Annotated in this window: 13 protein-coding genes; 5 read left to right on the plus strand and 8 right to left on the minus strand. The window is 40.3% G+C overall.

Annotated elements, in window-relative coordinates; all coding sequences use genetic code 11:
• Positions 1-130: 130 nt before the first annotated feature.
• Positions 131-613 carry a hypothetical protein gene (locus JCM14108_RS07560; RefSeq protein WP_035179849.1) on the minus strand — a complete coding sequence of 161 codons (483 nt, stop codon included), beginning with the start codon at positions 611-613 and terminating at the stop codon, positions 131-133.
• 507 nt (positions 614-1,120) lie between these two features.
• Between JCM14108_RS07560 and JCM14108_RS07565 the strand changes: the two genes are divergently transcribed.
• Positions 1,121-1,693, plus strand: coding sequence for a histidine phosphatase family protein (locus JCM14108_RS07565; protein ID WP_035179851.1), 573 nt, complete (start codon positions 1,121-1,123; stop codon positions 1,691-1,693).
• A gap of 63 nt (positions 1,694-1,756) precedes the next feature.
• On the opposite strand, the gene lepB is transcribed toward JCM14108_RS07565, so the two are convergent.
• Complete coding sequence (gene lepB / locus JCM14108_RS07570; protein ID WP_035179853.1) at positions 1,757-2,344, minus strand: signal peptidase I; 588 nt, start codon at positions 2,342-2,344, stop codon at positions 1,757-1,759.
• A 224-nt stretch (positions 2,345-2,568) separates the two neighbouring features.
• Here lepB and JCM14108_RS16265 point away from each other — a divergent pair, with 224 nt between their 5' ends.
• A complete protein-coding gene (locus tag JCM14108_RS16265) occupies positions 2,569-3,204 on the plus strand; it encodes a Bcr/CflA family efflux MFS transporter (RefSeq protein WP_500778293.1) in 636 nt (211 codons plus the stop codon).
• Entirely contained in the window at positions 3,189-3,773 is a 585-nt protein-coding gene (locus JCM14108_RS16270; protein ID WP_500778294.1) for an MFS transporter, read from the plus strand. The genes JCM14108_RS16265 and JCM14108_RS16270 overlap by 16 nt, the downstream gene beginning before the upstream one ends.
• Before the next feature lie 69 nt (positions 3,774-3,842).
• On the opposite strand, the gene mnmG is transcribed toward JCM14108_RS16270, so the two are convergent.
• The 3 genes from mnmG to jag form a co-directional block, all read right to left on the minus strand.
• Positions 3,843-5,780 carry a tRNA uridine-5-carboxymethylaminomethyl(34) synthesis enzyme MnmG gene (gene mnmG, locus JCM14108_RS07580; RefSeq protein WP_035179855.1) on the minus strand — a complete coding sequence of 646 codons (1,938 nt, stop codon included), beginning with the start codon at positions 5,778-5,780 and terminating at the stop codon, positions 3,843-3,845.
• A 34-nt stretch (positions 5,781-5,814) separates the two neighbouring features.
• The gene (gene mnmE / locus JCM14108_RS07585; protein ID WP_035179858.1) at positions 5,815-7,209 is read right to left on the minus strand and encodes a tRNA uridine-5-carboxymethylaminomethyl(34) synthesis GTPase MnmE; all 1,395 of its coding nucleotides are present in this window, start codon (positions 7,207-7,209) and stop codon (positions 5,815-5,817) included.
• Between the two features lie 212 nt (positions 7,210-7,421).
• Complete coding sequence (gene jag, locus JCM14108_RS07590; protein ID WP_035179860.1) at positions 7,422-8,144, minus strand: RNA-binding cell elongation regulator Jag/EloR; 723 nt, start codon at positions 8,142-8,144, stop codon at positions 7,422-7,424.
• A 246-nt stretch (positions 8,145-8,390) separates the two neighbouring features.
• Here jag and JCM14108_RS07595 point away from each other — a divergent pair, with 246 nt between their 5' ends.
• Both JCM14108_RS07595 and JCM14108_RS07600 read left to right on the plus strand, forming a co-directional pair.
• Positions 8,391-9,344 carry a cation diffusion facilitator family transporter gene (locus tag JCM14108_RS07595; RefSeq protein ID WP_035179863.1) on the plus strand — a complete coding sequence of 318 codons (954 nt, stop codon included), beginning with the start codon at positions 8,391-8,393 and terminating at the stop codon, positions 9,342-9,344.
• Positions 9,345-9,646: 302 nt separating this feature from the next.
• Positions 9,647-10,573: an L-lactate dehydrogenase gene (locus tag JCM14108_RS07600; RefSeq protein WP_035179865.1), complete on the plus strand. Its 927-nt coding sequence runs from the start codon at positions 9,647-9,649 to the stop codon at positions 10,571-10,573.
• A gap of 65 nt (positions 10,574-10,638) precedes the next feature.
• On the opposite strand, the gene yidC is transcribed toward JCM14108_RS07600, so the two are convergent.
• From yidC to rpmH, 3 genes are read right to left on the minus strand one after another with little or no spacing between them, the layout of a single operon-like run.
• Positions 10,639-11,478, minus strand: coding sequence for a membrane protein insertase YidC (yidC, locus tag JCM14108_RS07605; RefSeq protein WP_035179867.1), 840 nt, complete (start codon positions 11,476-11,478; stop codon positions 10,639-10,641).
• Positions 11,475-11,840 (minus strand): ribonuclease P protein component, encoded by a 366-nt coding sequence (gene rnpA / locus JCM14108_RS07610; protein WP_035179868.1) that lies wholly within the window; start codon positions 11,838-11,840, stop codon positions 11,475-11,477. The genes yidC and rnpA overlap by 4 nt, the downstream gene beginning before the upstream one ends.
• 55 nt (positions 11,841-11,895) lie before the next feature.
• A complete protein-coding gene (gene rpmH, locus JCM14108_RS14325; RefSeq protein WP_003550985.1) occupies positions 11,896-12,030 on the minus strand; it encodes a 50S ribosomal protein L34 in 135 nt (44 codons plus the stop codon).
• Positions 12,031-12,204 lie beyond the last annotated feature (174 nt).

Here is a 12,204-nt window from a genome sequence, read left to right on the forward strand (position 1 = left end):
ACCCCTCATCCACTTAAAAAGGATTGGAACAATCGCCCTGTTCCAATCCTTTTTCTCATGACCTAAATGAGTTTTTTTATATGCCTTTGCATTATGCTTGATCCTAAAACGCGCCGGCACCTGGACAGCTTTAAATCAAGCCGCCCAGTGTCAAACCACCTGTCCAATGACTGGCACCGTTAGTGGTGTAAACTTTAACTGTGTAAGTTCCTGAACCAACCCATAACGAGCCGCTTAAGGTTCCTGAACTTGAACTGATCGTTTTGTACAGTGAGCCATTTTTATAAATTCGAATCGAAAATGGATTATCACTGATCGAACCATCGTTGTCGGTCGTCTGAACCTTATAGCTTAACTGACTCAATAGACTGGTCGACGTAACCGTCGTATTGTAACCACTGTTTTGTGAATTATATTGGCTGCCGGTTCCACGTGAAACCAGATCCATGCTCCGCGAGTTATCGTTAGCAGTTTTAGCCTTTTGCGTATTTGGCTGATTGGCCGGAGACTGCCCCGGGTTTGAATTAGCGCTTGCAACTGCCCCCGTTAAAAGTGTCGATGCCACTAATGCAGTTGAAGCGGTAGCTACATAAAGTGTTTTTTTGATATTCATCTATAATCTTCCTTTCGATTCAATTATTGAAAAATAATTCCCTAGAATATTAAGTTGCTCAGGTTGATAAGCCCCCTTTCGATTTGAATAACATTAGAATACCCTTAGTGACTTAAACGAAGCTTAAAGCTTAAAATAAAATATCGATCATTATTTCAGCTCTTCAAAATTATTGGTTTGTAGCCATTACATACAAAAACCCATCATTTCTGACGGGCAGCATTAATCAATTTATATTTGGAGGGTATATTGAGGGAGAAATTTAAGAAGAAAGCTGAGCCTTTCAGCAATCTACCAGTTAAATCAATTTTATGCTTAACTGATTGTTTTCTAGAGTACGCACCTTAACTTAAACGAGACTTAAAATCACTTTTTTCTTTCTAAATATCCCCAAAAATAGTAAAGTTTTAGTATGAAGATAACGATATAAGGAGTCGGAATTTTGAAAAAAATATATTTTGTGCGTCATGGTCAAACCCTTTTAAACCAATTTCGTAGAATGCAGGGATGGTTGATTCGCCGCTAACCAAAAAGGGCGAACAGCAGGCTGCTGCCGCTGGTGAAAAGCTAAAAAATATCAAGTTTGATCTTGCAATCAGTTCAGACATGATGCGAGCTATTCACACGCTTGACATCATCTTGGAAAATAACCAATATGCTGATCAGACCAAGCGTGAAATAAATAAAGATGTTCGCGAAATTTACTTCGGCTCTTTTGAAGCTATTGACAGTGTCACAACATGGAATATGATTGGTGGCCCATTCGGTTATTTTAAACAGGCAGATTTAATTAAGAAATACGGCTTGTTAAAAGTCCGGGACTTTATGCACGAAGCTGATCCCTTTCACTATGCCGAAACCGCCGATCAACTCAAGCAACGAATTCAAAAGGCGGTCACAACTATTCAAACTCAACTAAACAATAATCAAACTGCTTTGGTAGTTTCACATGGAACATATTTAAGAAACTTGGCAACCCTATTTTCTGAAAATCAAATAATTCGGGAACAGCCAAAAAATGGTAGCATTATGATCTTAGACGTCACGGAGACACCAACTGTAATTTCATACAATCAATAATTAAAAAAGACCGAATTTGGTTTAATAAACAGCCACCAATTCGATCTTTTTTAAAATCCTGATTTAATATCCTAAATTATTAACATTATTACGTTTGGTCTTATCCGTTCCCCAAAAGAACGTTTTAGCAACACCGGTAATTTTGTTTTTAGGAACAAAGCCCCAATAACGGCCGTCATTTGAAACACTTCGATGATCACCCAAAACAAAGTAATTCCCCTTTGGTACTTTTACGGAATTAGAATGCTTGGCCCAACTCTTTGAAAGTGTCTGCAAGTCCCAATTGCCAGTTCCGGTTGTCCGTTGGTAACTGCTGATGAAGCTTTGGTTAACTTTTTTACCGTTTACGTAAAGGTTCCCATTACTACTGGAAACTGTATCTCCCGGAAGACCAATCACCCGCTTAACATAATCTGTATTTGCTTTTGTTGCACTGGGATCTTCTCCATGGGCGTCAAAAACAATCACACTTAAATGCTTGATTTTAGCGTGTCGCCAAACTAGCAGCCGTTCATTATTAACCAAGTTGGGTTCCATTGATGGGCCATCAACTCTGGCAACCGTAACAACTGTCGCTTTAATCACAAGCGCAAGTGCCAGCCCGATTGCGATTGGAATGATAATCCCCAGCAATCCCTTTAAAAATTTCATCTTTTTACTCCTTCATGGACCCTTAACACGCAAAAGCCCTGATTTTTATCAACTCGTTATCTTAGTAGAGTTTTAATAGACACAATCGAGTTATATTTTAGCATATTTTACTTCTAACACAACATTTTAAAAACATAATTAACATATCCATAATTAGTTGCGATTTATTCCCGAAACCACTATCATTATTTGACGTAACTGACGCTTTAGAAATAGGTGATTAAATGGCTTCAAAACCCAATTTGATAAAACGTATCTGGCTGGTTTTCATCTTAGGTACAATTAGCGCTACCGGCCCGCTTTCCATCGATCTGTATTTACCTGCCCTGCCTGAAATGACCAAAAATCTACAAACTCAAGCCTCACTGGTGCAATTAAGCTTAAGTGCCTGTTTGCTGGGGTTGGCAGTCGGCCAGCTGATTTCCGGACCGCTTAGCGATAAATACGGGCGTAAGAAACCACTAATGCTTGGCTTTTTAATCTTTGGCATGGTTTCGTTACTGATCGCTGCCAGTCATTCAGTGTACTTCTTGATTGCACTGCGGTTCATCCAGGGATTGGCTGGTGCCAGTGGCCAGGTCCTTTCAAGGGCAATTGCTTCCGACCTGTTTTCCGGGCCGCTTTTAACCAAATTCTACGCCATGCTTTCAGCTGTTAACGGCATTTTTCCCGTCATTTCTCCAATCATCGGTGGCTATATCATTAAGTACGTTGAATGGCAGGGTGTATTTATCCTACTGGCAATTATTGGTTTCTTAGTTACGATTGCTATTTGGATGGGAGTTGGTGAAACATTACCATTAGCTAACAGGATCACCGGCAGCCTGTTAATTCAATTATTGAAATGCTTAAGCTTCTAAAGGACTCAAAATTCGTTAAGCTGGTTTTGGTTAGTGGTTTTATTTACGGCGGTCTTTTTAGCTACATTTCCGCATCTTCATTTGTTTTTCAAAACTATTTTCATATGAATGTTGCAAACTTTGGCTTTCTTTATGCAATGAACGGCATTGGCATCGCCATTGGGTCAGCTGTTCCCGGGTTACTTGCAAATCGCATTTCAGAAATCAGTCAGATTCGGTTCGTTTTAGGATCAACACTGATAACCGCCATAGGCTTAATCATGAGTTGGTTCTTCGTTAATAACCTGCCAATCGTCATTTTTCTAATTTTTTTGACGGTCTTTCAATTTGGCATGCTGTTTACACTGACAACTGCCGTCATTATGAATCTTTCTCTTAAAAACAGCGGCGGAATTTCCGCACTTCTGGGCTTAGCTCAAAATGCAATTGGCGGGATCATGTCCCCGATCGTTGGCGTCATGGGTAGTCAAACTTATTTACCAATGGCCCTTTCAATCACAATTTGCATTGGCATCAGTTTCCTACTTTTCATGACAGTCAATCACCATCGTTCCCAATCTGAAAGATAGGTCGTTTGGATCGGTATAAATTTCTCCGATCAAGACCTATCTTTTTTACAGGCTAAAAAACATGTTTACCTAAACACTCTTTTTTAACTTGGCAATTTTTCCCTGCTGAATGTAGACACTTAAAATAGCAATATCAGCTGGATTAACACCACTTATTCTAGACGCCTGCGCGAGTGTTTCCGGATGAATTTTTTGAAGCTTCTGCCGCGCTTCAGTTGCGATACCATCAATCGCTTGATAATCAATCCGATCAGGAATCCTTTTAGCTTCCATTCGTTTCATTTTTTCAACACTGGCTTCGGCTTTCGCAATGTAACCCGCATATTTCGTTTGAATTTCAACCTGTTCGACTACATGTCGATCCAAAGGGGCATCCGGCGCCGCAATAAACTGTAGCAGCGTTTGATAGTTAACGTACGGTCTTCTAAGGAAAACCGAAGCCAAAACCCCATCTTTAAGCGGTTTGTCACCATGTGCCTCAACAAATTGATTAACAGCATCAGAAGGTTTGATTCTAATTTGATTCAATCGCTGAATCTCTGAATCAATTGCCCGCTTCTTATCCAAAAACTTGGCATACCGATCATCGGAAATTAAACCAAGTTCATGCCCTTTTTCTGTTAGGCGCATATCCGCATTATCGGTCCGTAGTAATAAGCGATATTCGGCCCGACTGGTTAATAGGCGATAAGGCTCTTTAGTTCCCTTGGTAACCAAATCGTCAATCATAACGCCAATATAGGCTTCGTTTCGTTTCAAGACAAATGGTCCTTTGCCAAGTGCCCGACGACCGGCGTTAATGCCGGCAATAATCCCTTGACCGGCGGCTTCTTCATAACCGGAAGTCCCGTTAGTTTGACCAGCGGTAAATAAATTTCTAACTATTTTAGTTTCCAATGTCGGTTTTAACTGGTAAGGAGCTACGACATCATATTCAATCGCGTATCCCGGTCGCATCATCTCAGCATTTTCCAACCCTGCAACAGTGTGAAGCATTTTTTGCTGAACTTCTTCCGGCATTGACGTAGACAGTCCGTCAACATACCATTCTTCAGTCTTTCGTCCTTCGGGTTCCAAGAACAACTGATGCCGGCTTTTATCAGCAAACCGAACAATTTTATCTTCAATTGATGGACAGTAACGGGGACCCACCCCTTCGATAACACCAGTAAACATTGGCGCCCGATCCAAATTTTCACGAATAATTTTATGGGTTGTTTCGTTGGTATATGTTAACCAACAGGAAAGCTGATCCTTGACAGACAGATAATTTTTATCTGAAGATTCAAAACTAAAATGATGGGGGGTCGCATCCCCCGGCTGCTCTTCTGCTTTTGAATAATCAATTGTCGTACCGTCAACTCGAGGAGGCGTACCGGTTTTAAATCTTTCCAGATCAAATCCCAACTCTTCAAGATTACCTGATAATTTTTCAGCCGGTTGGGAATTATTGGGCCCAGAGGCATACATTAGTTCACCAATGATTATTTTACCTCTGGCAGCAGTTCCGGCGGCTATTACCACCGCCTTAGCAAAATACTTGGCACCTGTATTAGTGACAACACCTTTACATAAGCCGTCTTCAACAATTAGAGAATCAACGATTGCCTGCCGAAGCGTTAAATTAGGCTCGTTTTCCAAAGTATGCTTCATTTCAGCGTGATAAGCATGTTTATCAGCCTGCGCTCTTAGTGCCTGAACTGCCGGACCCTTACCGGTATTTAACATTCGCATTTGGATATACGTTTTATCGATGTTTCGCCCCATTTCGCCACCAAGCGCATCAACTTCCCGGACGACGGTTCCCTTTGCCGGTCCACCGACCGATGGGTTACATGGCATAAAGGCAACCATGTCCAAATTAATTGTTAAGATAAGCGTTTTATTGCCCATTCTGGCAGCCGCCAAAGCTGCCTCACAGCCGGCATGACCAGCCCCAACAACAATCACATCATAATTTTTACCACGATATTTCTGCTTCACATCGCTAACTCTTAAACTTTTCAAATGCCATTTCCTCCAGTGTTTCACATGAAACAGACTATTTTCCCAGACAAAATTGACTGAATAATTGATCAATCAATTCATCTTGATAACTATCACCAGTAATTTCACCAAGAAGATCCCAACAGCGGGTCATATCAATTTGGACCAAATCAACCGGCATTCCTGTGTCCAAACCTTTAATGACATCTTCAAGCGCCTGTTTTGCCTGGTTAAGCAAGCCGATATGCCGAGCGTTTGTCACCATAACATCGTTTTGACTGCTGGAAATACCTTCGTCAAAGAACATCTTTGAAATTAGCTTCTCCAATTCTTTCAAACCGTCTGACTTAATAGCCGAAGTTGAAATAATGTGATCCGCATGTGTTAACTGCTTAATTTCATTCAATTTCAATTTTATTGGCAAATCAGTTTTATTCAGAACAACGATTCGTTGTTTACCATTGGTTGCTTTAATCAGCTGGCGATCTTCGTCTGTTAGTTCTTCACTGGCGTTTAAAACCAATAGTATCAAATCAGCACTGGCAATCGCCTTTCTGGATCGATCTACCCCGATTTTTTCAACTTTATCGGTTGTATCCCGAATTCCGGCGGTATCGACCAATTTCAAAGGCACCCCTTGGACATTGGCGTATTCTTCCAATACATCTCTCGTTGTCCCAGGAACATCGGTCACAATGGCCTTATCTTCATGCAGCAAATGATTTAGAAGACTTGACTTGCCAACGTTTGGGCGACCAATAATGGACGTTGCCAGCCCGTCTCGAAGAATCTTACCCTGCTTGGCGGTTTGTAATAGTTGCACAATCCGTTTATGAACATCAGTTGCCTTTTCTCGAAGCAGCTTGCTGGTCATCGTTTCAACATCATCATATTCTGGATAATCAATATTAACTTCAACTTGGGCCAATACATCCAAAATATCCTTTCGTAGGTGCTTAATTAAATGCGAAAGATTACCGTCCAATTGATTAATGGCTGCCTTCATTGAACGATCTGTTTTAGCCTCGATTAGATCCATTACCGCTTCAGACTGTGATAGATCAATTCGCCCATTTAAAAATGCCCGCTTTGTAAATTCACCAGGCTCCGCCATTCTGGCACCATTACTGATGACTAATTGCAAGATTCGATTGGTGGCCACAATCCCACCATGACAGTTGATTTCGATGATATCCTCTTTGGTATAGGTGTGCGGTGCCCGCATAACCGATAACATGACCTCATCAATTTCCTGTCCTGTAGAAGGATCAATAATATGACCATAGTTAATAGTATTGCTGGCCACTTTATCAAGGCTTTTACCACGATAAATCTTTTTGGCGACATCAAGTGCCTCTTCGCCACTGATTCGAACAATTGAAATACCACCCTCACCAGGCGGTGTTGAAATAGCCGCAATTGTATCAAATTCTGTTGTTGTTAAAACCATGCTTCAGCTTCCTCCTACGTAAAAAACGACGATCACGTCACACTATTAAACCATAAAATATCATTCAACGCACAAAAAAAGTGCCCACTCCATGCGTAAAAAGCATGGACAAAGCACTTTGACTACTTTACCTAGTTAAGATAAGAATGATTACTTTCATCATATTTTAAAGTGTGTCATTTGTCAATGTAATTTTAAACGCAGCTGTTCGATTATTTAGGGGCCACCACGATAACACGATGGGGCTCTTTTCCTGTTGAGTAAGTAATAACATGTTCATTGTCTGCTAACGCATTATGAATTTGCTTACGCTCGAATGAAGGCATCGGATTTAAATAAACCGGTTTTCCGTTTGCGATTGCATTCCGGGCAGTCTTGTCCGCCAATTGAACCAATGCTTCACTTCTCCGATGACGATAATCGGCAGTATCCAGTTCAACATTTACGTTATTTGCTCCAGAACGGTTAATGAAAATCTGGGCAAGGTTTTGAAGCGCATTGATCGTTCGGCCGTGGCGTCCGATTAATCGACTTTCCTGCTCAGTATCAATATCAATATAAATCGCATGCTTATTTTTAATATCAAGTTTGAGTGTAAACGAAAAACCCATCGCCTCAAGAACGTCATTTAGATAATCAGCCAAGTTCTGGGCAATCGTTTCTAAATCAAAAGCACTGTCGCTTTCGTTTGAAGGTACTGTAGCCAGTTGACCTGCTATTTTCTTTGTTTGAGATTGTTTATTGATTTGTTTTTGCGATTGGTTTGTGTTTTCTTTTTTTGTTAGTTCAACCTGAGCTGGTTTTCGACCAATACCAAAGAAACCATTTCTTGGTTGTTGAAGTACTTTTACTTCAACCTGGTCCTCTTCGAGTGATAGTTCTGTCAGGCCTTTAGCTACTGCATCTTGGATAGTTTTGCCAGAGTAAATTGTCATAATAAACTCCCTTTAATGGATTTAACTGATTTATAATAGCATAAATCATGGCATTTATAAATGGTTTCGCAAAAAAAACGCAAACTAAACGCAAACCTTAATTATTTTGTGATATTTGAAATCAGCATTTAACATTATTTTGATAAAGCCGATATAATTAACCTTGAAGGCACTATTTTTAATCCGATTTCATTTTTGATAATTCAAACGTTACCTTAAGGTTTTCGTTTTATGGGAAGTGATGCAATGGCAAATATTAATCAATACGATGCAGGTAGAAACATCTTCGTCGACCGCCAGCATCGATTGAATAAATTACAAGAAGCTCAAAAAATTACGTACGCAAATTTAACCGCCTACGCTATGATTATGACGGCTGAATTGATTATCGGCTATTGGAATCATATTACAGTTTTGATTGCCGATGGGTTAAACAATTTAACTGGTGTTTGTGGTGCCGCAATTTTAATTACGGGTTTGAAAATTTCAAGACGGCCGCCTGACTCTAATCACGTCATGGGCCACTGGCAGTACGAAAATATTGCGGCCTTTTTGTCGGCAACTATTATGTTTGCGATTAGTATCCAAATTTTAGTTGACGGCGCTTTTGCTGTTCGCCGTTATTTTGAAGGGGGTTCTGTTCAACCTAACTCCTGGTCAATGGGAATCAGCTTAATTTCTGCCACCACTATTTTGATCCTGGCAAGGTTTAATACCATTAGAGGAAATCAATTGAATAATCAAGCACTGATCGCATCTGGTCAAGACTTAAAAAGTGATGCTTGGACAAGTTTTGGAACCTTTTTGTCAATTGGAGGTGCCTATTTAGGCGTTCAGTGGCTGGATGGCGTTGCCACTATTCTAGTCGGTTTCTTAATTCTTCACGCTTCCATGTTAATTTTTAGAACAACTATTATGCGGTTAACTGAAGGATTCAGTCCGGAAGTAATTGCTGATTATTCAAAAACAATAAATGAAATCCCAGATGTCTTGGGGGTCCAAGGAATTGAGCCCCGCTGGCTGGGGGACCAAATCGTTATGAAGGTCGGTGTCTATTTAGATAACAACACCCCTCTAACAAAAGCGTATGCCATCGGCGAACAAGTTGAACACGCGCTAATGAAAAAATACGATATTTTAGATGCAGACGTGATGGCCTATCCTGTTAGCTTAAAGGGTGATCCTAATCATGTTGATTAGATCTCCTCTTCTTTGGCAGTTACCAACCTTGTGCTATAAGACTGGAGATTTTCAACAACGCTTTTAGTTTTCGTTTTTCGAAAACTGCTGCGCAACTGCGTATTGTTTATTTTAAGTCAAATGCGTATACTAAAATAAACAATAATTAGTTAATTTTATTAACAGCCTTATAGATTATCATTAGAATCATGTGAAAATTTGTTATAAATTACAGTCTTACATTACCTGAAATGCTTTTTCGCATATTCTGCGCTTTATCTAAGCAGGTTGATAATGGTTAAATAATACGAGGAGGTCTTTTTATGTCTAGAAAAATCGGCATTATTGGAATGGGAAACGTGGGTGCTGCAGCAGCTCACTACGTTGTTTCAACAGGGATTGCTGATGATTTGGTACTGATTGATTTACGCGAAGAAAAAGTTAGAGCGGACGCACTGGATTTCCGCGACGCATTGGTTAATTTACCGTGGCATATTAATATTACGACAAATAATTACGCGGATTTAAAAGACGCCGATGTTATCATCTCAGCAATCGGCAACATTAAATTACAGGACAACGCTAATGACGATCGGTTTGCCGAACTACCTTTCACCAGCAAACAGGTTCCCTTAGTTGCCCAGCAAATTAAGGAATCCGGCTTTCACGGTAAAATTGTTGTTATTACTAATCCCGTCGATGTCATCACATCCATCTATCAGGAGGTTACCGGCCTGCCAAAAAATCACGTCATTGGTACCGGAACGTTATTGGATTCAGCTCGTATGCGGGCTTCCGTTGCTGATAAATTAGGAATCGATTCTCGTTCCGTTGTTGGTTACAACTTGGGTGAACACGGTAATTCGCAGTTTACTGCCTGGTCAACCGTTCGGGTTCTTGGAAAACCAATTACCGAAGTTGCCAAAGAAAAGAATCTGGATCTTAATGAATTGGACAAAGAAGCTCGAACAGGTGGTTTTAGAGTCTTTCATGGAAAGAAATACACTAATTACGGTGTTTCAACTGCTGCCGTCCGATTAGCTTATACAATCATCAGTGACGCGCGCACTGAACTGCCTGTTTCAAATTACCGAAAAGAATATGACACATACTTATCGTATCCGGCAATTGTTGGCCGAGACGGCATCTTAGAACAGCTCCAATTGAATTTAACGGATGAGGAATTAGAAAAGCTTCAAACGTCCGCAAATTACATTAAAACCAAATATGCTGAAAGCCGTCAAAAATAATCAGTTCCAAAAAAATCCCCTTGGGATGCCGAAAAATGCATTCGGCATCCCAAGGGGATTTTTTACTATTTTTTACGTTTACTTTGCTTTGCTTTTCTAACTGCTTTTTGGATAGCACGTTTACGTTCACGTTCTTCTCTTTGCTTCTGCTCGCGCTCACGACGAATCTTCCAAGGGTTCTGAATAACCAGTGTCTGTCCAACCTGAAAAGCGTTGGTAACCACCCAGTAAAGCGACAGCGCTGATGGTAAACTAACCGCCATGATCAGAATAAAGAACGGCATTCCAATTGTCATCATGGTTGTCATGGAGTTTGACTCCGGTTGCCCCTTCATCGCCAACCATGAAGAAATAAATGTAAACAGCGCTGCTAGGATCGGCAGTACAAAAATCGGGTCCGAATGTCCCAATTGTAGCCAAAGGAACGTCCCGCTTCTTAAAACATCCGTTCGCCAGATTGCCTGGTAAAGCGCAAATAGAATCGGCATCTGAACAATGAGCGGTAAACAGCCCGCAATCGGATTAATCCCAGCTTCAGCATACAGCTTTTTCTGTTCAGCCTGCAGCTTCTGCATTGTTTCCGCATCTCTTGATGAGTATTTTTTCTGCAGTGCTTTAAGCTGTGGCTGAACTTCTTGTGTCTTACGCATACTTCTGGTTTGATAAATCATCAGCGGCAAAATAACAATCCGGACAAGAATTGTAAAAATAATAATTCCCATCCCATAGTTATCACTAAAGAATTTGGATAACCAGATAATTGCCCTTGAGAAATTTAAAACAACCCAACCATCCCAAATACCGGTACTGTGCTCAGTAATCGGACTGTTACTACAAGCAGATAAAACAACTGTTAAACTCAGTAACGATAATAATACCGATAGTTTCTTAATTCTTTTTTTCAATGTTTTTCCCCACCATCATAGTTGGAATCTAGTAACTTGGCCAACTTAAAAACATGAATCAAGCTGGATTTAACATCCTGCATCGACATCTGATCAGTTGATGGACGTGCTATTACAATGAAGTCGACATCTTGACGTAAATCAGGTTTTAACTCATAAATTGCCTGTCTAACTCGCCTTTTGACCCAATTTCTATGTACCGCATTTCCAATCTTTTTGCCAACAGAAATTCCGACGCGAAAATGTAATTGATTCGGCTTATCCAATGTATAAACAACGAATTGACGATTGGCAACCGAGTTATGAGTCTCAAAAACCTTCTGAAACTCCGCCTCTTTTTTTACACGATACGATTTTCGCATGATCCATCTCCACACAATAAAAAATAATGAAAAAGACCACTGAATGGTCAGTGGTCTATGCAGACAATACTTTTCTACCTTTTTGACGTCGGCGTGCTAACACTTTACGACCATTGCTGGTGCTCATTCGTTTACGGAAGCCATGAACGCGAGCGCGATGACGCTTCTTTGGTTGATATGTTCTTTTCATAAAGAAACCCTCCCTTTTTTAAATTAGCGTTTAAGCATTTAATATCGGATGTTCAAATGCATTTCCCTAACATATTAACATAGTTTCTCCATAAATGAAATAAGCTTTTTCGTTTTTGTCAAAAAGAAGAAAAAATAAAAATTTGTTTCATACACAAAAACTGTGGATAAGTCC

The organism is Lentilactobacillus farraginis DSM 18382 = JCM 14108 (genome assembly GCF_000583655.1).
Classification (GTDB): domain Bacteria; phylum Bacillota; class Bacilli; order Lactobacillales; family Lactobacillaceae; genus Lentilactobacillus; species Lentilactobacillus farraginis.

What these genes read in the sequence shown, in the direction of transcription:
- JCM14108_RS07560 (WP_035179849.1), bottom strand. Translation starts at nt 613, where the DNA reads ATGAATATCAAAAAAACACTTTATGTAGCTACCGCTTCAACTGCATTA.
- JCM14108_RS07565 (WP_035179851.1), top strand. Translation starts at nt 1,121, where the DNA reads ATGGTTGATTCGCCGCTAACCAAAAAGGGCGAACAGCAGGCTGCTGCC.
- lepB (WP_035179853.1), bottom strand. Translation starts at nt 2,344, where the DNA reads ATGAAATTTTTAAAGGGATTGCTGGGGATTATCATTCCAATCGCAATC.
- JCM14108_RS16265 (WP_500778293.1), top strand. Translation starts at nt 2,569, where the DNA reads ATGGCTTCAAAACCCAATTTGATAAAACGTATCTGGCTGGTTTTCATC.
- JCM14108_RS16270 (WP_500778294.1), top strand. Translation starts at nt 3,189, where the DNA reads ATGCTTAAGCTTCTAAAGGACTCAAAATTCGTTAAGCTGGTTTTGGTT.
- mnmE (WP_035179858.1), bottom strand. Translation starts at nt 7,209, where the DNA reads ATGGTTTTAACAACAACAGAATTTGATACAATTGCGGCTATTTCAACA.
- jag (WP_035179860.1), bottom strand. Translation starts at nt 8,144, where the DNA reads ATGACAATTTACTCTGGCAAAACTATCCAAGATGCAGTAGCTAAAGGC.
- JCM14108_RS07595 (WP_035179863.1), top strand. Translation starts at nt 8,391, where the DNA reads ATGGCAAATATTAATCAATACGATGCAGGTAGAAACATCTTCGTCGAC.
- JCM14108_RS07600 (WP_035179865.1), top strand. Translation starts at nt 9,647, where the DNA reads ATGTCTAGAAAAATCGGCATTATTGGAATGGGAAACGTGGGTGCTGCA.
- rnpA (WP_035179868.1), bottom strand. Translation starts at nt 11,840, where the DNA reads ATGCGAAAATCGTATCGTGTAAAAAAAGAGGCGGAGTTTCAGAAGGTT.
- rpmH (WP_003550985.1), bottom strand. Translation starts at nt 12,030, where the DNA reads ATGAAAAGAACATATCAACCAAAGAAGCGTCATCGCGCTCGCGTTCAT.